The organism is Lysinibacillus sp. NPDC095746, assembly GCF_044763535.1.
GTDB lineage: Bacteria > Bacillota > Bacilli > Bacillales_A > Planococcaceae > Lysinibacillus.
In genome coordinates this window covers 41554-66018 of sequence record NZ_JBIWGL010000001.1, presented here as the reverse complement: position 1 = coordinate 66018, position 24465 = coordinate 41554, and the positions used below count along the sequence as shown (strand labels likewise).

19 protein-coding genes and 1 pseudogene are annotated in these 24465 nt (G+C 38.9%); 16 read left to right on the top strand and 4 right to left on the bottom strand.

Translation table 11 applies throughout. From position 1 onward, the window contains the following. Positions 1–133 precede the first annotated feature (133 nt). From ACIQ7N_RS00310 to ACIQ7N_RS00295, 4 genes are all read left to right on the top strand, one after another. Positions 134–2020, top strand: a complete 1887-nt coding sequence (locus ACIQ7N_RS00310) for an ABC-F family ATP-binding cassette domain-containing protein (RefSeq protein WP_402929471.1) — start codon at positions 134–136, stop codon at positions 2018–2020. 12 nt (positions 2021–2032) lie between these two features. Further along, a complete protein-coding gene (locus ACIQ7N_RS00305) occupies positions 2033–3157 on the top strand; it encodes a conserved virulence factor C family protein (RefSeq protein ID WP_402929469.1) in 1125 nt (374 codons plus the stop codon). A 493-nt stretch (positions 3158–3650) separates the two neighbouring features. Further along, a complete protein-coding gene (locus ACIQ7N_RS00300) occupies positions 3651–7337 on the top strand; it encodes a S8 family serine peptidase (RefSeq protein ID WP_402929468.1) in 3687 nt (1228 codons plus the stop codon). Positions 7338–8071: 734 nt separating this feature from the next. Then, a complete protein-coding gene (locus ACIQ7N_RS00295) occupies positions 8072–8269 on the top strand; it encodes a hypothetical protein (protein ID WP_402929466.1) in 198 nt (65 codons plus the stop codon). 62 nt (positions 8270–8331) lie between these two features. On the opposite strand, the pseudogene ACIQ7N_RS00290 reads toward ACIQ7N_RS00295, so the two are convergent. Then, a pseudogene (locus ACIQ7N_RS00290) lies at positions 8332–9355 on the bottom strand (IS1595 family transposase). A 635-nt stretch (positions 9356–9990) separates the two neighbouring features. Between ACIQ7N_RS00290 and ACIQ7N_RS00285 the strand changes: the two are divergent. The 10 genes from ACIQ7N_RS00285 to ACIQ7N_RS00240 are packed head-to-tail and all read left to right on the top strand — an operon-like array spanning position 9991 to position 20882. Then, entirely contained in the window at positions 9991–11223 is a 1233-nt protein-coding gene (locus tag ACIQ7N_RS00285) for a M20 family metallopeptidase (RefSeq protein WP_402929465.1), read from the top strand. Beyond that, positions 11220–12308, top strand: coding sequence for a tartrate dehydrogenase (locus ACIQ7N_RS00280; protein WP_402929464.1), 1089 nt, complete (start codon positions 11220–11222; stop codon positions 12306–12308). The genes ACIQ7N_RS00285 and ACIQ7N_RS00280 overlap by 4 nt, the downstream gene beginning before the upstream one ends. Position 12309: 1 nt before the next feature. Further along, the gene (locus tag ACIQ7N_RS00275) at positions 12310–13056 is read left to right on the top strand and encodes an SDR family NAD(P)-dependent oxidoreductase (protein ID WP_402929462.1); all 747 of its coding nucleotides are present in this window, start codon (positions 12310–12312) and stop codon (positions 13054–13056) included. A gap of 10 nt (positions 13057–13066) precedes the next feature. Beyond that, positions 13067–14524 carry an aldehyde dehydrogenase family protein gene (locus tag ACIQ7N_RS00270; protein ID WP_402929460.1) on the top strand — a complete coding sequence of 486 codons (1458 nt, stop codon included), beginning with the start codon at positions 13067–13069 and terminating at the stop codon, positions 14522–14524. 15 nt (positions 14525–14539) lie between these two features. Continuing rightward, the gene (locus ACIQ7N_RS00265; RefSeq protein WP_402929458.1) at positions 14540–15568 is read left to right on the top strand and encodes an ABC transporter ATP-binding protein; all 1029 of its coding nucleotides are present in this window, start codon (positions 14540–14542) and stop codon (positions 15566–15568) included. Next, positions 15543–16520 (top strand): ABC transporter ATP-binding protein, encoded by a 978-nt coding sequence (locus tag ACIQ7N_RS00260; RefSeq protein WP_402929457.1) that lies wholly within the window; start codon positions 15543–15545, stop codon positions 16518–16520. The genes ACIQ7N_RS00265 and ACIQ7N_RS00260 overlap by 26 nt, the downstream gene beginning before the upstream one ends. A 39-nt stretch (positions 16521–16559) precedes the next feature. Further along, positions 16560–17534, top strand: a complete 975-nt coding sequence (locus ACIQ7N_RS00255) for a P1 family peptidase (protein ID WP_402929456.1) — start codon at positions 16560–16562, stop codon at positions 17532–17534. Positions 17535–17541: 7 nt separating this feature from the next. Continuing rightward, positions 17542–19083, top strand: a complete 1542-nt coding sequence (locus tag ACIQ7N_RS00250) for an ABC transporter substrate-binding protein (protein ID WP_402929918.1) — start codon at positions 17542–17544, stop codon at positions 19081–19083. 17 nt (positions 19084–19100) lie between these two features. Then, positions 19101–20042: an ABC transporter permease gene (locus ACIQ7N_RS00245; RefSeq protein ID WP_402929455.1), complete on the top strand. Its 942-nt coding sequence runs from the start codon at positions 19101–19103 to the stop codon at positions 20040–20042. A gap of 12 nt (positions 20043–20054) precedes the next feature. Further along, complete coding sequence (locus ACIQ7N_RS00240) at positions 20055–20882, top strand: ABC transporter permease (RefSeq protein WP_402929453.1); 828 nt, start codon at positions 20055–20057, stop codon at positions 20880–20882. 277 nt (positions 20883–21159) lie between these two features. Here the strand turns inward: ACIQ7N_RS00240 and ACIQ7N_RS00235 are convergent, their stop codons facing one another. Next, a complete protein-coding gene (locus tag ACIQ7N_RS00235; protein WP_402929451.1) occupies positions 21160–21612 on the bottom strand; it encodes a MarR family winged helix-turn-helix transcriptional regulator in 453 nt (150 codons plus the stop codon). A 111-nt stretch (positions 21613–21723) separates the two neighbouring features. Between ACIQ7N_RS00235 and ACIQ7N_RS00230 the strand changes: the two genes are divergently transcribed. Together ACIQ7N_RS00230 and ACIQ7N_RS00225 are read left to right on the top strand one after the other, a co-directional pair. Beyond that, on the top strand, positions 21724–21963 hold the full coding sequence (locus tag ACIQ7N_RS00230) for a hypothetical protein (protein ID WP_402929450.1): 240 nt from the start codon (positions 21724–21726) through the stop codon (positions 21961–21963). Beyond that, positions 21938–22369: a GNAT family N-acetyltransferase gene (locus ACIQ7N_RS00225; RefSeq protein ID WP_402929448.1), complete on the top strand. Its 432-nt coding sequence runs from the start codon at positions 21938–21940 to the stop codon at positions 22367–22369. Before ACIQ7N_RS00230 ends, ACIQ7N_RS00225 begins: the two co-directional genes overlap by 26 nt. A 73-nt stretch (positions 22370–22442) precedes the next feature. On the opposite strand, the gene ACIQ7N_RS00220 is transcribed toward ACIQ7N_RS00225, so the two are convergent. Together ACIQ7N_RS00220 and ACIQ7N_RS00215 are read right to left on the bottom strand one after the other, a co-directional pair. Continuing rightward, positions 22443–23207: an aminoglycoside 6-adenylyltransferase gene (locus ACIQ7N_RS00220; protein ID WP_402929447.1), complete on the bottom strand. Its 765-nt coding sequence runs from the start codon at positions 23205–23207 to the stop codon at positions 22443–22445. 225 nt (positions 23208–23432) lie between these two features. Next, a complete protein-coding gene (locus ACIQ7N_RS00215) occupies positions 23433–24419 on the bottom strand; it encodes a carbohydrate kinase family protein (RefSeq protein ID WP_402929445.1) in 987 nt (328 codons plus the stop codon). Between the last annotated feature and the right edge of the window lie 46 nt (positions 24420–24465).

The window sequence follows — 24465 nt, the reverse complement described above, 5'->3', positions numbered from 1 at the left end:
GCTAAGAAGAGTTTGTTGTCCTTTGTTTACCTGTCATTTGGTGTTATGATAAAAATGGATATCAATAATAAACTACATATAAAAGTAGTATGGACACTAAACAACACCTAAATGAAAGAGATGGACAAGTGGAATGAGTCATTTAATAGTACAAAATTTAACGAAAACAGTGGGCGATAAAACGCTCTTTCAAAATATTGAATTTACGATTTATGAAGGGGAGCGAGCTGGGCTAATTGGTATTAATGGTACTGGTAAATCCACATTGCTTTCTATTTTAGCTGGTGAGATTGAAGCGGATTCAATGGAAGTTGACCGCCCAAATAAATATCGTGTTGCCTATTTACCACAGGAGCCTACTTTTAATAGTGGCGAAACTGTGTTGCAGGCAGTGTTTGCAGGGGATTCACCTATTTTAAAACTTAATCGTGAATATGAAGAAACCGTTGCTGCACTTGCATTAAATCCGACTTCAGAAAGTTTACAGAAAACGCTATTTAGCTTGCAGCATCGTATGGATGAGGAGCAGGCATGGGATGTCAATGCACTTGCTAAGACGGCGCTTACGAAGCTTGGCATTGAAATGTTTGATAGAGAGGTTTTAACATTGTCAGGCGGTCAGCAAAAGCGTGTTGCTTTAGCTAAAGTATTAATTGAGCCGGCAGATTTATATTTATTGGACGAGCCTACCAACCATTTAGATGTGCAGTCTACAGAGTGGCTGCAGGAAATGGTGTTACGATTAAAGGGAGCAGTTATATTTATTACCCATGATCGTTATTTCTTAGATGAGCTGTCTACTCATATTTACGAGCTAGCTGATCAAACTTTATACCGACATACTGGGAATTATGGGGATTATTTAGAAGCACGTGCTATTCGTGAGGAAATGAAAGCAGCCTCCGCACAAAAAGACCGCAACCGCTATCGCTCAGAATTAAAATGGATTCGTCGCGGAGCGAAAGCGCGTTCTACGAAGCAAAAGGCACGTATCCAGCGCTTCGAGCAGTTAGAGGATAACTTAGAGCGTAAATCGGAGGATATTTCTCTTGACATGGGCCTAGCAACAACTCGTCTTGGCCGGAAAGTTTTAGAGGCTGAAAATATTTCAAAGGCTTTTGGCCATCAAAAAATTCTCGAAAGCTTTTCATTTTTACTGCAACAGGGCGACCGTATTGGCATTATCGGAGCAAATGGTGTAGGAAAATCAACATTAATGAACATGTTATCAGGAGAGCTTACACCTGATGTTGGTGAAATTCTAGTTGGATCGACAGTGAAGTTAGCGCATTTCAAACAAACTTTACCAAAAATGAATGAAAACGAGCGCATGATTGAATATATCCGAGAAGCTTCCAATGATATCACAGATGCGGAGGGTGTACGTTATTCGGCAGCACAAATGCTGGAACGTTTCTTATTCCCACTTCATGCACACGGTACACCTATCGGTAAATTATCGGGTGGTGAGCGTAAACGTCTGCATTTGTTACGATTATTAATGGAGCAACCAAACGTACTGTTACTGGATGAGCCTACAAATGATTTGGATATTGAAACACTAGGTGTACTCGAGGATTTCATTGAGCATTTCCCTGGGGTTGTTATCACTATATCTCACGATCGCTTTTTCTTAGATCGTATTGCGAAAAAGCTATGGATTTTAGATGGTCTTGGGCATGTTAATGAAACGCTTGATATTTATAGTGAATATTTACAAAAGCGTGACCAGGAATCCGCTGTAAAGGTAGAATCGCCAAAAGTTGAAAAAACTAAGACCGAAAAGCCTAAATCGGACAAGAAAAAGTTATCCTTTAAAGAGCAGAAAGAATGGGAAACAATTGCTGATGAAATAGAAAAGACAGAAACAGCGATTATGGAGACAGAAGAAGGTATCGCCAACGCTGGTGCTGATTTTACAAAGCTACAGGAATTAACGTCGAAGCTAGATGAGCTAAATGCACAATATGAACACCTTATTGAAAGATGGTCATATTTAGATGAAATCGTAAATGGATAAGGAGCGATAGACATGAAGATTATGACAATTGAACCGACACCAAGTCCTAATTCTATGAAGATTGTCGTCGATACAGAGTTACCTTTTGGCAAAAGCTATAATTTTACAAAAGATAATAAAGATGAAGCAACTGGTGAAGTAGCAGCAATTTTAGCAATCGAAGGTGTTAAAGGTGTTTACCATGTAGCGGATTTCTTCGCTGTTGAGCGTAACGCAAAGTATGCATGGGAAGGTATTTTAGCAAGCATTCGCCAAGCGCTAGGTGAAGATGTACAGGAAGAAAACAAAGAACAAGTAGCCAATGAATTTTATGGGGAAGTGTACGTTCATGTGCAATTTTATAAGCAGGTACCACTGCAAGTAAAGGTATTTGATAATCAACGAGAGTACCGTGTAAGCTGTGGTGAGCGCTTTGTGGAAGCTTTCAATAAAATTCTTGAAACAGCAGTGGATGAAAATTATATTTTCCAACGTAAATGGATCGACTATGGCGTACGTTACGGAGAGCTTGAGGAAATTGCGGAAGCAGTAAAACAAGAAATCGATGTGACATATTCTGAGGAACGTTTAGTGGAGATTGTTGCAACGATTAATGATTCAGAGAAAACTATTAAGAAGCCAGCTAAACTAAAAATTACTGTTGAACAGTTTAAGCAACCAGAATGGGAAAAACGTTTCCAATTGCTTGACCAAATGGCAGATCCAGAGCTAGAGGATTTACCGCTTTTAGATTTGGCGTTACAAGATGAGCAAATGTCTATCCGTCGACTGGCAACCGTTTATTTAGGAATGATTGAAGATGTGGCAGTAGTGCCATATTTGGAAAAGGCATTACAGGACAAAAGTGCAGCGGTTCGTCGAACTGCAGGAGATTGTATGAGTGACCTCGGCTTTGTGGAATTTGAAGACGTGATGCAACAAGCATTACAGGATAAAAACAAACTTGTTCGTTGGCGTGCAGCTATGTACTTATATGAGGTCGGCACTGATAATTCATTAGCAGCATTAAAGGCTGCTAATGAAGATAAAGAGTTTGAAGTGAAGCTACAAGTAAAAATGGCGATTGCCCGCATCGAACAGGGTGAGGAAGCAAAAGGTTCTGTTTGGAAGCAAATGACAGAATCTCGCCAGCAATAAAGAGTTTTAATAGTGACCCGATAATGTGGATAAAAGAAATAAACCAGCTCTCTGTTATGAATGTAGTTCAACAGAGACGCTGGTTTTTTATTACCATTTCACACTTTTCCAGCTGGCCAAATGACGAACAGGAAGTCTCTAGCATGACTATTCTTTTGGAAGTTCCAATTTGTCTTAAGTCTTACGATGTCGAAGCGCAATGTTTTTAAAACTAGGCTGTGTTCTCCAAGTTGTTATTTCTTGTTTGGCTTCTTCTTCAACTATAGCAAAAAATTAATAAATTACGGTACGTTGTTTTTCGTTTGAAAGTTCTACTTTTTTATTAAATTACTAGGAAGATAGATTTAATCTATATTTGATAAACTGATACTAATTATCAATATTTCGGAATATTCAAATATCGGGATACTCGGAATAGTTTCCTTGTGATAAATTGGAAATATCACACTAAACTGAAAAGTGTGACAATTAAAGGCAGGGGAGGAATTGAGATTTGAAAAAGTTTAAGTTTACGAAGTTCTTAAGTAGTGTTCTAGCTTTCTTTATGGTGCTTTCTCTATTGGTTCCATTGTCGAGTGCTAATGCTGAAGAATCAAAACTATTCAAGCAGGATAGTCAAAGTGAAAGTATCATTCAACTAAAGGCGGCTATCGCTGAACAGCTAAGCTTGTCTAAAGATGGACCAACTCTTCACGAAAGCTTACAAAATGTATCAGGCAATCAAGATGTTGCAGTCATCGTTCATTTATCTGAAAAGCCTGTGGCACTTGAGCAAGGAATAAGCCAAGTCAAAGGCCAAAAATTCTCTAATGCCCAAGCAAATGAAGTTCGTTCAAATGTAAAAGCACAGCAAGCAGAAGTTAAAAAAGAGTTAGCTGCTAAAAAAGTTCAGATGACTCAAGGATACTCATTTGATACTGTCTTAAACGGTTTTGCGGCAACTGTGAAAGCAAACGATCTCCCGAAATTGCTTACAGTGGAAGGAATTACATTAATCGAACCTGATGCAATTGTTTACGCATCGGAAGATAAGCCGATGAAATCAACGGAACTTAAGAAGGAAGATCCATTAGAAGCTCGAATGAATACAAGTAATTCTTTCCTTGGCATCGAACAGCTTTGGAAGGAAGGAATTGAAGGACAAGGAATAAAAGTAGCAGTATTAGATACTGGTATTGATGCAGATCACCCTGAGTTCGCTGGAATTTACAAAGGTGGGAAAAACTTCATTCCGAATTCAGCAACTTACACGAAGCCTCGGGCAGATGATGACGCATCGGAAACATTGCCTTCGGAGCGTCCTGTCGGAACACCTGAATTTAATGAAAAAGGAAGCTCGTTCTATACTTCTCACGGTACACATGTTGCTGGAATAATTGCAGCAATCGGAGCTAACGAGTTCGGTATAAAAGGAATTGCTCCAAAAGTAGACCTTTATGCTTACCGTGTTCTTGGGGCGTACGGTAGTGGAGCTACATCTGGTATTATTAAAGCAATTGAAACTGCTGTAAAAGAAAAAATGGACGTTATCAACCTTTCACTTGGCGGGGGCGCAAACTCTGAAACGGATGCAGGCTCATTTGCTATTAATAATGCAATGATGGCTGGAACAATCGGAGTAATTGCAACAGGGAACGAAGGTCCAAATCGCGGAACAATAGGCACGCCTGCAACGGCCCGTTTAGGAATTGCTGTTGGTAACACAACAAATCCTGAAACAATGTATAACGGGGAAGTGAATGTTACAGTTGGCAACTACAATTTAACAAAGCAGCTTCCGTTAATGGGCACGACTTTTGGGAAAAATTTAGCAACACAGCTTCAAGGAGAATTTGACCTAGTTGCTGTTCCTGGAAACGGGGAAGTAAAAGACTTCGAAGGAATTAATGTAAAAGGTAAAGTGGCATTGATTTCCCGTGGTAGTATCGCATTCGTTGATAAAATTGCGAATGCAAAGGCAAATGGAGCAGTCGCAACAATTATTCATAACTTTGCTGGTGGAACGAATGCACCGAACATTTCAGGCACATTCCTTGGTGATGCATTTGATTTTCTGCCAACATTTGATATGTCACAAACGGATGGCGATGCAATTCGCGCTGCATTAGCAGGCGGAGCTGGAAAAGTAAGCTTTAGTAAATTTGCTTCCACAAAGACACTGGGAGATGATGTAAACTCTTCAAGTTCACGTGGACCATCTACACCAAATTTTGATATTAAACCAGATGTAAGTGCACCTGGAACAAACATTATGTCAACAATTCCGATGTATAAAAAAGATTTCCCTGCTGCAGATTATAGGGAAGCATATGCTCGTAAAACAGGAACTTCTATGGCAACACCGCATATTACAGGTATTGTTGCATTAGTTAAACAAGCAAATCCTGATTGGAACGCCTTCGATGTAAAAGTGGCGCTTTCTAATACAGCAAAGGTTTTAGATAAAACAAAATACGATGTGTTTTCTCAAGGTGCAGGGCGTGTAAATGCTTATGCAGCAGCTCATCCGGAAATTCTCGCCTATGCACTTGATAGCGCAATTTTAGATGGAACTGGTGCAGTTGCAGAAAACTTGAAAGGTACAGTTACTTTCGGTCCCCAATCTCTTAAAGACCGGGATATTTCTGTAACGAAACAAGTTTTAGTAAAAGATATTAAAGGGAACGGCGGCAATTATAACGTATCAATCGATGTGACAAAAACATTTGGTGATGCAGCTGTTACAGTCGATCAGCCGACATTTAATCTAGTCGGAGAGCAAGTTTTAAATATTACATTAACGGCTTCGCAAGCTACGGCACCAAAAGGCTCTGAAATACTAGGGTATATTTACATCAGCAGTGGAGATACAGAAATTTCATTGCCATTCGCAGCTGACTTTGGTGGCGCGGCAGCAACTGAAATTAAAGATTTTAAGATTACAGAAACAGACCTATCCTTTAACGGAGATGGGGTAAAAGATTCAGCTGTACTGTCATTCACATTAACTGGAGATGTAACAACTAACTATATCGAGCTTTGGGATATTATGAATCCTAAAGGTGGAGAATACGGAGACGGCTACATTGGTTATATACATGCTGGGACTGCACTAGGAAAAGGCTCTTATACGCTGAATATTGCTGGGCAGTACAAACCATGGGGAACAGCACCTGCCACAAAGATTCCAGATGGTCTGTATACAATTGACTTCACCGGTCTTGCAGCATCAGGAGTAGTTTCCGATTATGTTGGACCAATTATCGTGAAAACGACTAAACCAGAAATTACTGGTTCAGTAGCTAAAGGTGTCGCTACAGGACAAGTAACAGATAAATATATCGACTACAATGAAGAGCTATATTTATACGGTTTAGATTACAATTTAAATGATAAATTAAAAGCTTCCTATATTTCGACGATAAATGGTGAAGTACAAGCGCCAGTAGCTTTTGAATTAAATCAAGACGGTAGCTTCACATTCCCAGTAACAGCAGAAACAAATGCTGTTTCAGTAATCATTAAAGACGCTGCCGGTAATGTTGGTGAAGCGAAGATATATGAAAAAGAAGTAGTAGAACCAGTAATAGCACTTTCTGTAAATCCAACTAAGCTAGACTTAATAGCTGGAGAAACTGCACAACTTACGGTAACAGAAACGACAACGCCTGCAGAAGGTGCTGCAACAGAAAAAGACGTAACTTCAAAAGCTACTTATGTTGTTGGAGATGAAAATGTTGCAACAATAGTAAATGGATTAGTAACTGCAGTAGGTGAGGGCACGACGACAATAACTATTTCATATGGTGATAATGAAGTACCTATAAATGTTACAGTTAAAGCACCTGTTGTAAAAGAACCAATAGTAACACTAGAAATTGACCAAGCTCAGGTGGAAACTAGAATAGGTAAAGAAGTTCCAGTTAAAATTACTGAAGTAACTACTTTTGATGGTAAAACAACAGAAAAAGATGTTACAAAGCTTGCAACCTACGAAGTAGAGAATGATAAAATAGCTACTGTAAAAGCAGGGGCTGTAAAAGGAAAAGGTCAAGGTAATACGACGGTTAGAGTAAAGTATGGTGAGCGCACACTAACATTTGATGTGTTGGTTGTGAAGCCAGGGAATGGCAATGGTAATGGTAATGGTAATGGTAATGGTAATAAAAATAATAATGAAGTTATCGAGGATGAGTTATAATTAATTTCAGTTTAAGCACCAAGAGAAATTGCATAGCGCAATTTCTCTTGGTATTTATTATCAAGAAATAACTGTGACATATTCTTTCTGATTTTCTTGCCATTAAGCAGTTCCTCTTTTTTTATTCCTTCTTGTAGTACATATTTATCATTACTTGGATGTCATTTCTTCAACTTTTCATTAAGTTTAATTATTGTTTCTTCATATCCTAAATCACTATTAGATTTATCGGAGCAATTTCTCCAAAACTACCTCATACTTTCCAGAAAGAACAACTCTCCTTACATAATTTCTTAAAGCTTAAAAAAATATGCCCGTCTACGACAAAAACTTTCTTCATTTTAATCACCTTAAATGCATAGTATGTTTGATATTATCCTACTTCCTCACTGCACTAAACTGTTCCGCCAGTTGAATAGCAACAATCTTTTCGAAAGGCCGTTTTCTAAAAGATTGTTGCTATTAACACATAAAGACAGATTAATTCTACAAAATGTAGTGAATGAACTCTGTCTTTTTGTTTTGATATTTCGCAAAACGAATTTTTAACTAAAGCATTCTGTTAGTTTTAATATGATTTCTCATAAATTCTTGGATATTCGTAAAAAGTAGTGGATTACCTTATTTATTATTTTCCTCATATTGTGCATTGAATCAATCCATATTTTCAAACATTACTTCATTATGTTATCCTTATATAGGTTATTAACCTATATATTAGGAGTTGTTGTGCAATGAAAACACATTCTAAAATTGGATATATCATATATGTTTTAGGCATCTTTTCACTTTCAATAGGATTAGGAAGATTAACTGGTTCCCTAGAATACAATTCATTTATTTCAAATAAATCTATTGCAATAATATTCGTTGCTATAGGGCTTTCTGTTATTTTCATTTCATTCTTTGTAAAACCTCAAATAGATAAATAACTTTACTGAACATTTTCTTTCAGATATTCATTCAACATAGCGATGATACCTCTGAAATCTGCTTAAAGAGCATCTGAATAAAGGTGCTTTTTGTTTTTTCTTAATGCTTCAACTGTGAAATAGTTAGATTTTTGACAAGCTGAATTAAGCATTTGTTCTACCCAATTTTCAAATGCCAAGTTTTTATGTATCTCAAGCCAACGATACCAGTAGAGAACTATCCAAATAATACGTACCAACGCCTTGAAATCGTTCCAACCATCCTTTCAAACGGCGATGGAAGTTATTAACGTGTTGTATGTGGTATCCCTTTTTTTACTCGTTGATGTTGATTAAGATTAATTGTATCGTGTTTAAGATTTTTGCTGCTGCAAATTAATAGTTAGTAGCTGTATCTGTGCATAACAAAGAAGAATGGGCTATATAATCCCCGATAACCCCATCGATTTCTTCTGCTTTCACACGACCTCTACCCGCCATCCTCGCAATAATATTGTTATTTTGATCTTGTGCTACAACTACAGCAATTTTTCTGATTTTGAAATTCCTTGTTTTCATCCTTTTCTCCTCGTTTTTTTGGTTTACGATGTGTAAAACTACGACCTTTTAAAGATTCACGAAAGAAAGTCTCATCACTTCAACAATGGCAGGTAATTGATTGAAGCCGTGACTTCCTAAAGATTTAAAATCTTGTGTCTCAATAAAATGCGGTAGATATATGATATTTTTAAAGGTCTGAAATCTTTGATAATGTAACACCGTTTATCATCATTTTAATGTACTTAACCATTTTTCCGGATAACGCGAACCTGAAAAAGGTGTATTTGTCATATCATTAAATGTTTTTCCACAATCCTTACATAAATATCTTTGTCTAGAACGATATTTACCATTACGTTTTACGGCAGTACTTCCGCAATGAAGACAACCTAAACCAGACGAAAAGCGAGACTCCTTGATCATAGGAAGTAATTTTTGCATTTTATTTTCTTCTTTTGGATATAGATCTTGTTTCATTGCCTTAAATAAGGCTAGTGGATCTGCTTTTCCCAATTCTCCGACTGCTTCATACACATATCTCCACATTATTGAACACCTCCTGAAAATGCATTATATTCAACCATAATTAATATTTTCAAGAGAGCAGAATCTATACGAAAACAGCCTTTCGAAAACAGCTTAAAATGAAAAGCTATTTATTTTTTTTACCTAAAAATGAGATGGCATTTTGATAAAACCTATGACATGCGAATAAGGTGATTGTTGTGAAAATCGAACTCCCTCGGAACGAGCCCAATAGAACGAAAATGCATCCCACATTATGGTAAATGCCTGAGCTTTTATTATCGAAAAACAACATAAGATAGATAATTTTGTTGTTTTCTAACTTTTTACTACTAAACAAAAAGTTAATAGCATTTTATGTATTATTAACAAAGTGTCTAATACTTGTCTAATAGGACAATGTTAAAGCTTCCAGCGGATGTCACGGAATCGGAAAGGAGTTCACTTAGGATGTTAGCCTAAAATGATTGCATCCATGCGATAACGGCTAACTGACAACCTGCATCGGTAAGAGCGCCACGTCCTGTGGCATTACCGAAATGACCGACATCGTGTCGGCCCTCGTGCAGGCCTAAGCACAAAGCCGATTCCGGACGCTATTATTTCGAGGCATCATTGATCTCTAGAAAATTCTAAAAACAAGGGGGCATTTTTGATTGGCAGTAACAAGTTTAAAGACAACGGAATCTTATATGCGCGACCGACAAGCAGTTATCGAGCTTACACAAAAGCTAGTACGAATAGATAGCGTTTATCGAGAAGGTGATCCAAATGGCAATGAACAACAAGTTGCGAATTTTGTCGCTCAATATTTACGTGATATTGGGATAGAAACACATGTAGAGGAGGTTATGCCCGGAAGGCCGAATGTTATTGGTATTATTGATTCGGGTAAGCCAGGAAAAACACTACTCTTTGAAGGACACACAGATGTTGTTACAGAAGGAAATCGTGAGGCATGGACGTACGATCCATTCAGTGCAGAAATTATTGATGGTCGAATGTATGGCCGAGGCACAAATGATACAAAAGGAAATCTTGCTTGTATGATTACAGCTTGTCAGTCGTTGTTACTGGATCAGGAGGAATTTACAGGCAAGATTATTTTATGTATTCCATGTGATGAAGAAGGAATGATGCTTGGGATTAAACACTTTATAAAAAATGGCTGGGCAGATGATGTGGATGGGGCGATTATTTGTGAGCCAGAGGAAAACAATGTTTGTATTGCACAGCGTGGCGCAATACGTTTGAAAGTAGATATCTTCGGTAAAATGGCGCACGGTGCAATTTCTTGGAGTGGCATTAATCCGAACTGGCGCATGGCACGTTTTATTGTAGAGCTTGAAAAATTAGAAAAAGAAGAGCAAGCACGTTTAGGACGTGATCCGATGCTTAATTGGCCCTCTATTACACCAACAATTTTACGAGCACCTGTAAAAGGAGATGCCCAAATTAATGTTATCCCTGATCATTGTATGACAACACTTGATATTCGTACAGTCCCTGCACAGGATCATGATAAGCTTCTCGGTAAAATTGATGCCATTATTAAACGTCTGCAAGCAGATGATCCAGATTTTAAAGTTGAGCTAACAGTGCTAGATAATCGTCCTGCAACAGCAACAGCGAAGGAGGATCCTGTTGTACAAGCCATTTATGAGGCAGTCGCTGAGGTAACGGGAAAAGAGCCGAAATATAACGGTGTTCCAGGGGCTACGGATGGAACGTTCCTTCATGTACATGGAGTACCAATCGTTACGGTTGGAGCGGGTAATCGTGATATTCCTCATCAAATTGACGAATATGTCGATATTGAAGAATTAGCAGAAACAACAGCCATTTATCGTTTGGCAGCACTAAATTTTTTAGCAGGTGATGCACAATGACTCACACAAAAATCGCAATCATTCCAGGCGATGGCATTGGAAAAGAGGTTATGGTGGAAGCATTAAAGGTACTGAATTCTCTTCAGGAACATGATTCATCTTTACAAATAGCAACGACCATTTTTCCTTGGAGCTCCGATTACTACCTCAAGCACGGTCGTATGATGCCAGACAATGCATTAGACATATTAAAAGCATACGATGCGATTTTATTCGGGGCAATTGGAGATGCTCGTGTTCCGGATAATGTGACTGTATGGGAATTAATTATGCCGATACGAAAAAGCTTCCAGCAATATGTTAATTTCCGTCCGATTAAATCATTACCTGGTATAGCCTCACCGCTTGCTAACGGAAGGGATATTGATTTTGTGATTTTCCGGGAAAATGCGGAGGGGGAATATTCCGATAGTGGTGGGCGGGTTTATCATAATCAAATGCAGGAAATGACGATTCAAAATACGATTATGACACGTATCGGTATTGAAAAAATTGTCCAAGCCGCCTGTGATTATGCCTATAAAGATGGCAAAACCAAAATTACAAGTGCGACAAAATCGAATGCCATTATCCATTCCATGAAGTTCTGGGATGAGCATGCTAATAGAGTTCTAGCACAAAGCTCACCTGCGCTAGAGTTAGAATCTATCTATATCGATGCTTTAGTAGCTTATTTCGTAGAGCGACCACAAGATTTTCAGGTTGTCGTTGCCTCCAATTTATTTGGAGATATTTTATCAGATTTAGGGTCAGCTATTGTTGGTGGTCTTGGGTTGTCACCATCAGCTAATTTAAATCCGGAGAAAGAATTTCCGTCTATGTTTGAGCCTGTACATGGGTCAGCACCAAATATCGCAGGAAAGGGCATAGCAAACCCGATCGCACAAATTTGGTCACTTGCTTTGTTACTTGGACATATTGGGAGACCGGATATAGAACAGTTAATTGTGAGTGCGATTGAGAAGGTGCTTCGAGATGGTGTTGTGAAAACCGCAGATATTGGTGGACAGGCGACAACAGCGCAAATGGGAGATGCCATTTGTCAGGAAATTATCAAAACGAATTTAGCGGCAAGGGGTGTATAGCATGGCAGTAGAACAACAGGTCATTATCGTTACAGGTGCAGGGGGCGGTATGGGGAAAGCCATTATTCAGGAACAACTTGCGCAGGACAATATAGTAGTTGGGCTAGATTTATCAATAGCTTCGTTAAGTGATTTAGCGCAGGATACTTTACAGTGCTTTGAAATCAATGTCTTACAAGAGCAGTGTGTGAGCGAAGTGTTCAAGCAAGTTTTTGACAAGTATGGACGCATTGATGGACTTGTTAATGCGCTTGGTATAGCGCAAGCAGCAACATCGCTTGAGCAAGTAACGATGGACGAATGGAACCGGTTAATGGATGTCAATGTTAAAAGTTTGTTTATTACAACAAAGGCAGTCGTTCCGTACATGAAAGAGCTGCACAAAGGTTCAATTATTACGATCGCTTCCATTTCTACTGTACGCCCACGCCCAGGGTTACAAGCTTATATTGCTTCTAAAGGGGCGGCGGAGAGTTTTACACGTGCTTTGGCTATTGAGCTAGCACCTTGCCAAATACGTGTTAACACGATTCACCCAGGGCCAGCCGATACTCAGATGCTCGGTCAATTTACGCCACAAGGAGCAGACATCGAGCAAACAAAGCAAAGTGTTTTTGTTCAATCGGTCCCCCTTGGACGCTTAGTGAATCCATCAGACATTGCGGGAGCAGTAAGTTATTTACTTTCTGATGCAGCGGGTATGGTTACTGGAACGACATTACATGTAGACGGTGGTCGCGGACTTTAGGAGGGATAAAGTGAAAAAAATTCCGATGTTTATAAATGGTGAGTGGATTTACGATGCTATGGACGAGGCAGTATTAGATGTTATGAACCCCTCTACTGGTGAAGTCATGGCTCAGATTACGAATGCGAGTAAAACGCATGTCGACGAGGCAGTTCGTGCTGCACGTGTAGCGTTTGAAAGTGAAGAGTGGCGGAAAATAAAGGCCTATGAACGAGGACAGCTACTTGTTGAACTTGCGCACTATATACGCAAGCATGTAGAGGAATGGAGTTTATTAGAATGTCGTGATGTTGGTAAGCCATTAACACAAGCAAGAGCCGATATTGAAGCGGCAGCTCGCTATTTTGAGTTTTATGGGGGAGCTGCTGATAAAGTAATGGGGGACACGATTCCCATTGAAGACGGTATTTTAAATGCGGTAGTGTTAGAGCCTGTTGGAATTACCGTACATATCGTGCCTTGGAATTATCCTATTCAAATCACAGCGAGAAGTGTAGCAGCTGCAATTGCTACTGGCAATGCAGTAATTGTCAAAAGTGCGGAAGATACGCCATTAACTACGCACGCTATAACGGAATGGTTTGCTGATAAATTGCCGAGAGGTATTTTTCAGCATATTACAGGCTTAGGTCGCGATGTAGGGCCGTATTTAACATCTCATCCTGATATCAATCATATTACATTTACAGGCTCTGTACCAACAGGAATTGCAGTGATGAAATCAGCTGCTGAAAATGTTGTACCTGTTACGTTAGAGCTTGGTGGGAAATCACCAAATATTGTTTTTGCGGATGCCAACATGGAGCAAGCACTTGATGGCGTTGTACGTGCCATTATTCAGAATGCCGGGCAAACATGCTCTGCAGGAGCTAGATTACTGATTGAAGAAAGTGCTAAAGAAAAATTCATTGCTCAGTTAGTGCAGAAATTTCAAGCTTTAAGAGTTGGTCCAGGTGAGGCAGACGTTGATATGGGTCCACTTCTTAATGAACGACAATATACGAAAATTTCAACACTGCTGCAAAAGGCGAAAGAAGATGGTTACGTGATTACTGGTGGAGAGACACTGACGATTGCGGGCTATGAAAAAGGATACTATGTTGAACCAACAATACTTGCAGGAGTAGCAGCTAACGATGCACTTGCACAGGAGGAAATTTTCGGGCCGGTGTTGACGGTATTGACGTTTAATACCGTTGAAGAAGCAATTACTTTAGCGAACAGTACAGATTATGGTTTAGTTGCAGGCGTTTGGTCGAAGGATTTAGATACTACGCATTATGTTGCAAGCCGTATTAAAGCAGGACAAGTATTTGTTAATAACTACGGTGCAGCAGGCGGTATTCAAATGCCGTTTGGTGGCTATAAAAAGAGCGGCATTGGCCGAGAAAAAGGTTTTGTCGCGTTGAGAAATTATACACAAATGAAAAATATCGCGATACGCTATGCACCACCAAATCAAATGTGAGATGGAGGAATGCATATGGATCAGTCAAGAGAAAATCAAGTGCTCTTAGAGGTAAATCATTTAAAAATTAAATTCCATTTAAAAAATGGTAAAGAGGCAAAAGTTGTTGATGATGTAAGCTTTACGATTCGTAAAGGGGAAACAGTTGCGCTTGTAGGGGAGTCTGGAAGCGGTAAAAGTATTACATCGTTATCGATAATGCGATTACTGCCCATACCGCCAGTAGAAATGACAGCTGGTACGATTAAATTAAATGGTAAAAATCTCTTAGACTATAAAAATAAAGAGATGAGCAATATAAGAGGTAATGAAATTAGTATGATTTTTCAAGAACCGATGACATCATTAGATCCTGTGTTTACAATCGGTAATCAAATAATAGAAGGTATTCGTAGACACCAAAGGATTTCAAAAAAAGAGGCGAGAGAGAAATCTCTACAGTTGTTAAAAGAGGTCGGTATTGCGAATGCGGAAAAGATTATTGCTGAATATCCCCACCAATTATCAGGTGGAATGCGCCAGCGTGTCATGATTGCTATTGCCATGTCCAATAACCCTCAGCTGCTGATTGCGGATGAGCCCACAACGGCACTTGATGTAACCGTACAGGCACAAATTTTAAAGCTTATGATAAAGATGAAGGAAGAACATCGTTCGGCTATATTATTTATTACACATGATATGAGCGTTGTAGCAGAAACGGCAGACCGCGTTTTGGTTATGTATGCAGGACAAATCGTAGAAGAAGCACCAGTGCGAGAGCTTTTTATGAATCCAAAGCATCCGTATACAGCTGCTCTTTTAAAAACAATGCCTAATTTAGAGACAGATGTTAAAAGGTTGCCGTCAATCCCTGGCGCGGTTCCACCAGCTTATGCGTTACCAGAGGGCTGTCGCTTTGCACCACGCTGTCCATTTGCGATGGTACGATGTCATAACGTGGAGCCGGAGGTAATCCATATTCAAGACGAGCATAAAGTGCGCTGTCATTTATTTATGGAGAAGGGGGTGCTTGATCATGACGAAGAAAGAAGTTTTGCTTGAAATTAATCATTTAAAAGCCTACTTTCCTGCGAAACGTAAGTCGATGAAGGAAGAGAAAAAAGTCATTAAAGCAGTCGATGATATTTCGCTTGAAATTTTCCGCGGCGAGACGCTTGGCATTGTAGGAGAATCCGGCTCCGGAAAATCAACGTTTGGCCGAACTATTTTAAAACTCGTCGAACCAACCGAGGGAGAAATTTTATATAAAGGACAGCCCATTCAACAGTTAAAGGGGAGTAAGTTGCAAACTTTTCGCAATCAAATGCAAATGATTTTTCAGGATCCTTTTGCATCACTCAATCCTCGTATGCGAATAGGTGCCATTATCGAAGAACCGATGAAACTGCAATTAACAATAACAAAAGAGCAACGTAAAGAACGAGTCAAGGAGCTTTTACAAAAGGTAGGTCTACCAGAAGATGCTATGCGAAAGTTCCCGCATGAATTTTCTGGCGGTCAAAGACAACGAATCGGGATTGCTCGGGCGCTTGCTATTCATCCAGCGTTCATTATTGCGGATGAGCCTGTATCTGCACTAGATGTTTCGGTCCAGTCACAGGTCTTAAACTTAATGATGGATTTACAGGATGAATTTCATTTGACCTATTTATTTATTTCACATGATTTAAGCGTTGTAAAACATATTAGCGATCGAGTGGCTGTGTTGTATTTAGGGAGGGTAGTAGAAATAGGCACGAAGAAGGAGTTATATGCGAATCCTCTGCATCCATATACGCAGGCTTTGCTATCAGCCATTCCAGTTATCAATTTTAATCAACCGAAACAAGAAATACCGTTACAAGGTGAATTGCCAAGCCCGATGAATCCGCCTGTAGGCTGTGCGTTTCATACACGTTGTCCTTATGTGATGAACAGATGTCATCATGAACGGCCTGTGCTTCAGGAAGAAAATAACCATCAACGGGTAGCGTGCTTTTTATATGAAAAGTAGACTGAAAAATCAGTCTACTAGCTAAGCGAGGTGTGTACGATGTTTGGAAATATTACAGATGTGCCTGGCGTTAAAGTTGGGCATGCAGAACATAGTGAAGGCATAACAGGCTGTACAGCGATTTTAGTAGAAGATGGTGCTGTTTGCGGTGTCGATGTAAGAGGCTCAGCACCAGGCACTCGAGAGACTGATGCACTTGATCCTATTAACGAAATTGATCATGCTCATGGGATTTGCTTGTCAGGAGGAAGTGCATTCGGATTGGATGCTGCTACAGGAGTCATGCAATTTTTAGAGGAGCAGGGAGTTGGAGTAAAGGTAGGTATTGCTACGATTCCAATAGTTCCTAGTGCGGTGCTGTTCGATTTATTTATCGGTGATCCCAAGACAAGACCTACTGCTTCAATGGGCTATAAAGCGGCAAAGAGTGCGGTTGTTGGTCCATTGGTAAATGGTAATACAGGAGCTGGTTATGGTGCGACTGTAGGGAAATTGGCAGGTCCTCAATATTGTATGAAAGGGGGACTAGGTAGCGCCTCCATAGCTGGCAAAGAGGGGGTTGTAGTGGGTGCTATTGTTGCTGTTAACGCTGTTGGGGATGTAAAAGATCCTAATACAAGAGAAACGCTAGCAGGTGCAAGGAATCTACAAACAGGAGAATGGCTCGATTGTTGTGCTTATTTAGAGGAGCATATGCAATCGGAAGGATTACCTGGTACGAATACGACAATTGGTGTTATTGCAATGAATGCCAAGCTGACAAAAGTAGAGGCAAAAAAAATAGCCCAGCTTACACAAAATGCACTCGCGCGAACAATCTATCCTGTACACACAATGCTGGATGGGGATACGATTTTCGTGCTTGGCACGGGGGATAAAAGATACCCAGTTGACTATTTGGGCCATTTGGCTACAAGAGCTATGGAGGAAGCGATCATTACTGGCATTAAAGCTGCTGATAAATTAGCTGGAGTAGAAAGCTATAAAAGCATTCAAATGAATAGGGGGAAATAATGTGAGTCTGAAGAACAATTGGTTGAGGCTGTTGTTGACATTGATAGTAGTTTTACTCGTTAGTGCCTGTTCAAATGATGACAAAAAAGATGCAAGTTCTGAAGGAAAAACAGTAGCAGATTTACCTCAAGACATTGTAGTACGTATAAGTGATGACCCAGATTTTTTAGATCCACATAAAGCAACAGCATCTATATCTTACCAAATGATACTCAATATTTTTGAGGGACTTATGGCACCAGAAACAGATGGTACTTTAAAAGAAGGGCTAGCCGAAAGCTATTCATTATCTGACGATGGTTTAACATATACATTCAAAATTCGTCCGGGTGTTAAATTTCATAATGGTGAGGATTTAACGGTTGAGGATATCCAATATTCATTTGATCGTTTGATGGGGAAAAACGGTGGCGAAAAGATGTCAAATAGTTTTGATAATGTTGCGTCAACAGAAGCACCTGATGCCAATACATTTGTGATCAAGCTAAAAGAGCCAAACTCCAACTTCTTATATTCATTAACTGCTCGACAATCAGCCATCTTACCAAAAAGTAATGATGGAAAACATAATGAAAATCCAATAGGTACTGGACCATTTGCTTATGTTAAATACTCTCCGGGTTCTAATTTAGAATTGAAGAAAAATGAACGCTATTGGCAGGAAGGGTTACCATACTTGAATAAAGTGACATTTACCTTCCAATCGGATGATCAAGCGGCGATTATGAGTTTAATGGCCAATGAAGTCGATTTAACGAGTATACCTTGGCAGCGCGTAAGTGAAGTAGAAAATAACTATAACTTATCTCATCAAAATAATAACTCATCATTAATCGTTACATTTAATGAAATGAAAGCTCCTTTTGATAATGTAAAGGTCCGTCAAGCAATTAACTACGCTGTTAATAAGTCTGATATTATCGATTCAGTATTTGCAGGCTATGCTGTACCACTTGGTTCAAATATGAGTCCAGCGATGGGGGACTATCAAAAGAAAGGCTTGGAAAATAAGTATAAGCGAGATGTGGAAAAAGCCAAAGCATTATTAGCAGAAGCAGGCTATCCTAATGGCTTTAAAACAAAAATTACAGTATCTTCGCATAATGATATGTATTCAAATATTGCGCAAATCGTAGCGGCTAATTTAAAGGAAATCGGTATTGATGTGGAAATTGAAGTAGTAGAATGGGGCATTTGGCTAGACCGAGTTTACTTTGGTCGGGACTATCAAATGACAACAATCGATTTAACAGGCCGTGCCTCTGCCTATGATATTTTAAATGATTACATTTCAACAAATGAAAGTGAAAACTTCTTCAAATTTAAAAATGCTGAATACGACAAAATTATGGAAAATGTTTTAAAGGAAAGAGATCAGGCAAAACAAATTGACTATTATCATCGTGCACAGGAAATTTTAGCTGAGCAGGCAGCAGCGGTTTACATCGCAGATTATCAGATTGTTTGGGGTTCTAATAAAAAAGTTACGGGATTAAAGAGCTACCCATTCTGGTACCATGATATGTCTGAGGTTAAATTTTCTAACTAGAAAGGGATGAGTGCTAGATGATGTATATAGTACGTCGATTTATTCTGTTACTAACAACCATCCTTCTAGTATCGATCATTACATTCGGTGTTTTTCAAATTTTACCTGGTGATCCGGTTCGAACAATGTTAGGCACGGAAGCGGATCCTACACAAATTGAAAATATGCGATCAGAGCATGGCTTAAATCGCCCCCTTTACGAGCAATATACAGATTGGATGAAGGGATTATTGACAGGGGAATTAGGAAGTTCCATTCGTTTTTCGATGCCAGTAAAAGATTTACTGTTTGACAGACTACCTGTAACGATGTCATTGGCTGGGCTCACGCTCTTAATTGTGCTACTCATTTCCTTACCATTGGGGATGTTTGCAGCGAGAAGACAAAATAAGCTTAGTGATGTCTCGTTGTCGACAGTGACACAAGTTGGCATGGCCATTCCTTCTTTCTGGCTTGGGATGATTCTTATTTTGTATATTGGCATGCAATTCAGCTTCTTTAAAATAAGTGGGTATATTCCGTGGACGCAAAGTGTAACAGGAGCGTTAAGTACACTCGTTCTGCCAGCGTTAACAATAGCGATTCCACAAATTGCGGTCAATTTCCGCTATGTGCGTTCGGCGATTTTAGAGCAAAATCAGCTCGATTATGTACGTACGGTTCGTAGTAAAGGGATGTCTGAGCAAAATGTAATGTATAAGCATGTCTTAAAAAATTCGATGATTCCAATATTAACGGTATTTGGATTAATCATGGCTGAAGTTGTAGCAGGGACGATTATTGTGGAGCAAGTATTTTCACTACCGGGTGTCGGTCAACTCCTCATCACGGCTATTAGTAATCGTGACTTTCCATTAGTACAGGGAATCGTTATGTATATTACAGTAGCGGTAGTCATGATCAATTTTATGGTCGATATTTTATATTCTGTGTTAGATCCTAGAATCCGATTACGATGAGAGGTGGATACGATGAAGAATAGGCAAAGATACAGGGAAAATATCAATTTAATCATTGGTCTACTAGTCATTGTCGGTTTTCTAATCGTATTGATTATCAGCTTTTTTTATACACCACATGATGTGAACTCGATGAATATACCTCAAAAATTACGAAGTCCAAGTAGTGATTATCTTTTTGGTACGGATGAATTTGGTCGGGATATTTTTAGCCGTATGATGAAAGGAACACAAACGGCGTTTGCAGTCGGTCTACTAACTGTATCTATCGGAACAATTTTTGGTATTTTAATTGGTGGTATAGCGGGGTATGTGGGTGGCTGGATTGATGAAATCTTTATGCGCATAATGGATGCATTAATGGCTTTTCCAGGTATAATTTTAGCTTTAATGCTCGTTGCGGTATTTGGACCAGGGATTGTTAATACAGCTATTGCATTAGGCATTATTGCCATACCGGCCATTGCCCGGATTACACGTAGTGGTTTCGTCCAACATCGTGACAATGAATATGTCTTAGCTGCAAAGTTAATCGGCGTAAAACCTTATAGCATTATGTTTCGCCATATATTACCTAATATTTCATCGCAGATTATCGTCGCCGCAACAGTAACCTTTGCAACTGCGATGCTTGCTGAAGCGGCACTAAGTTATTTAGGGCTTGGCGTGCAGCCACCAAACCCTAGCTGGGGACGAATGTTAAAAGATTCACAAGCTTATTTAGTTGGAGCACCTTGGTATACTTATGCGCCAGGGGGAGCCATTACAGTACTTGTATTAGGTTTGTATATGCTTAGTAATGCGTTACGCGATTTTATGGATCCACGTTCAAAAGCGTAAAAATAGCAGGTGCTGTTTTTTTAATAATTCAAAAGCCTATTGAGACGATGTGGGGCCCGCAAAAAATCAGCACTTAATCAAATCAATTATAGAGTGTTTGAATGATTGTTCAGCAGTATCATTTTTGGCACCAATGCATGCTAAATAAACACGTTCGATCAATCAACAGTAAAATGGTGAAAAGATGGGAGCACAATTTGACATTTATAGATCGCTAAAAAGCTATTCTTCGCAAAGAAAGGCGATCCCAAATGCCCAGAAGCGCATGGAATCGCCTTTAATAATTTCGTGTATGACCTTTCTTTACATATTCCCAGTCGGTTTCAATATTTTGACGAATACGTATTAATAAGTCATGAATACTGTCAATTTCATTAGGCGAAAAACCATTTAATGCTCTAGCATTTGAGTAGTCTTCTTCTCGCTTTAACAATGAATAAATTTTGAGACTTTTCTCTGTCGGGAAAAGCTGTTTGTTTTTCTTATTGCCCATTTCATTACGCTTTTCTATAAAACCTTTTGTCTCCAACTTTTGAATTGCTCGGGAGGCTGTTGTGCGATCTACCTTCAATAGTTCAGCTACCTTTTCCTGAATAATACCAGGGTTTTCGCAGATACGAGTGACATACAAATATTGTCCCTTTGTTAAATCAAGTTCTTTAAACTCTATATTACTAATGGAATCAAGTGCCCGCGCAATCGCACCAATATCTCGCAAAATTTCCTTCATTTATTGCCTCCGAAAAATTTATTGTATTTGCAATAAAAAATGCTCTATACTATATATTATCATCCATGCAAGTAAATTTCACTTCATAATATCTACAGTTGGAGGTTCCGCATGCACAGCGTCTTTAGCGGCGAAAAAAGTGGTTTTAGCGGCGCAAATGATGTGTTTACCGGCGGAAGAAGAAGTTTTAGCGGCGCAATAGCCGAATATAGCGGCGGAAAAAGCAGTTTTACCGGCGAAGTAGCCAGCACAACTGGCGGAGGAAAACAAAGTTCACCAACGGAGAGTACGTCCCTAACAGCAAAAAACGAGGAGGAATATAAAGATGAACACGAAAAAAATTACACATAAACAAGATTTACAAACAGCATTTGCCCTTCGTCAAAAAGTTTTTATAGAGGAGCAACAGGTACCAGAGGAAGAAGAATTTGATGAATTCGACACACTAGATGCAGCATGTGATCATATTCTTGTATACTATAACGAACAACCTGTTGGCACTGGCAGACTGCGAGTTGTAGATGACTATGGCAAACTAGAGCGTATCTGCATATTAATAGAATTCCGCAAATTTGGTTTAGGAAAAGTAATTATCCAAAGTTTAGAGGAAATTGCACTTGAAAAAGGTTTAACAAAATATAAATTAAACGCACAATCTTATGCAGAGGGCTTTTATGAAAAATTAGGCTATAAGCGTGAAGGCGAAGAATTTATGGATTGTGGCATCCCACATATTTTAATGAAAAAAACAATTTAATAGGGTGTAGTGGTGGTGGTATTTATTTTTCATTTTAAAAAATAGCAAACCAATGTTAGTTTGCTATTTTGCTTTAGTGTAATAGCGCTTTTATTTTTTCCCATAATGGCTTAATTTTTTCTTTATTCGGTACATTTTCAAAAATCCAATCTGACTCATTGCTGAAGGCGTTCACTAATTTTTTTACTGCCAATTCATGAGTTACAATGCTCAAACAATTCATAATATCGACTATTTCATGCAATGGGTCAGTGGGCAATGAATTAGATAACGTTTTAAGTCCAAGTAAAGCCCGCTCAGGACAATATTTATGCAGTAATACTTTGGCGAAGTGTTCTAAACTATTCAGCAGTAAATGAACACTCCAAATCCCATTTCCACGTTTGGCACTCCAATAATATTGATACAAATACCAGACAGTATCATCTACAGCATCTTGAAATTCGAGTGGAGTTAATGACAAAGTAGTATTCTTTTGTTTAGCTGTAAGGAGTCCATTTGGATCAAATAATATTTTAATGACATCTTTTTCACTTATTTCTGAGAGCGTTACTGTAAATAAATCAATATGAATCATATCTTCATATACGACTAATAGCTGAGGTGCAATAATATAGATATCATCAACGAAACATGTTTCCTTATAAGCTTCAATATGTTGGACGCGATTCGGCAAAAAAGCTGCGACATTTTCTTCATTCACAACGCAATAAATATCAATATCTGAAAATTCATCATGCTCCTCTCTAGCCATCGATCCTCTTAAAAATACAGCTTCAATATATTGATCATCCTTTAGACTTTCAAGTAAAACTTCAACAACATGATCTAATTTCAAGTGTATGCTCTCCTTCAAAATAAAACAGGCTACCAAGTTATTTTTTGAGTAGCCTGTTTTTTACTAGATTTCCTTAACAATAATGCTTGAGAAGCTATCGTGGGGAAGAAATTTTCCATTATGTTATTCGATTTCTTTTGGACTTTTCAAGTAATCTAATATGCTAATTGAGTCGGTTAGTCATTCATTTTCATAATTTAAGTGGAAGTCTGCCTAGTCCTGTTTTCATTCAAAATGTTCAAAAGAGCTTAATGTCTTAAATGGCAATTCACGCTTAGTAAGGTAAGATGCAATAGCACCATGTTTTTCGGTCGAAGCTCCTGCATAGCGATTTGCAAAAGTAAGAAGGGGGATAGCTTGCTCCTTACAAAATTCGACTAGATTGATCGCTGTAATCTGCTTGTTAAGAAGAATAGCTAACAATGCTCCTATAAAGGCATCGCCTGCTCCAGTAGTATCAATCGCATCAACGTTGTCAGCTGGTACCTTTACATGATGCTTTTTAGTATAAAGACTTGCACCTTCTACGCCACGAGTAATTATGAGTACTTGTACTTTCCCTTGAAATAATGAATGGACTGCTGTTTCTTCATCCTCACTTGCTGTTAAAAATAAAAGCTCCTCCTCGGACAATTTAACGATATGTGCCTTTGGTAAAAATTCTAAAATAGTTCGACGACATGCCTTCTCATCATTCCATAGTGGCAAGCGAACATTGGGATCAAAGGAAACAAGACTACCTACCTGATGGGCCTGTTCAATCAATGCTACATGTGCATGTTTCATAGGGCTTTCCACTAAATTAACTGAACAAAAATGAAGAATATCGTGATCTGTTAATAAATTAGGTGGGAGTTGTTCTTTGGTGTAAAGTAAATCTGCTGCGTGGCGACGATAAAATAAGAAATCTCGACCTCCATCACTTGTCAGGGAAACAAAGGCTAGACTTGTTTCACCCTTATCTGTTTGAACAATATAGTTCGTATCGACATCGACTTTTTTTAACGTTTCTACGAGAAAATCTCCGAAAGCATCCTGACCTACCTGTGTAATGAGGGCAGCTTGTTGCTCGAGTTTTGCACAAACAGCGGCAACATTGGCAGGAGCCCCACCAGCATTTTTAGTAAATTGCTCAACTGTAGCAAGGGAAGCATTTTGTTCAGTAGGTGTAAAATCAATTAATAATTCACCAATTGCATAAAGTTTACTCACGGGGGAATTCTCCTTTAAATAAAATATTGCTGTCGCTTCGCTTTCG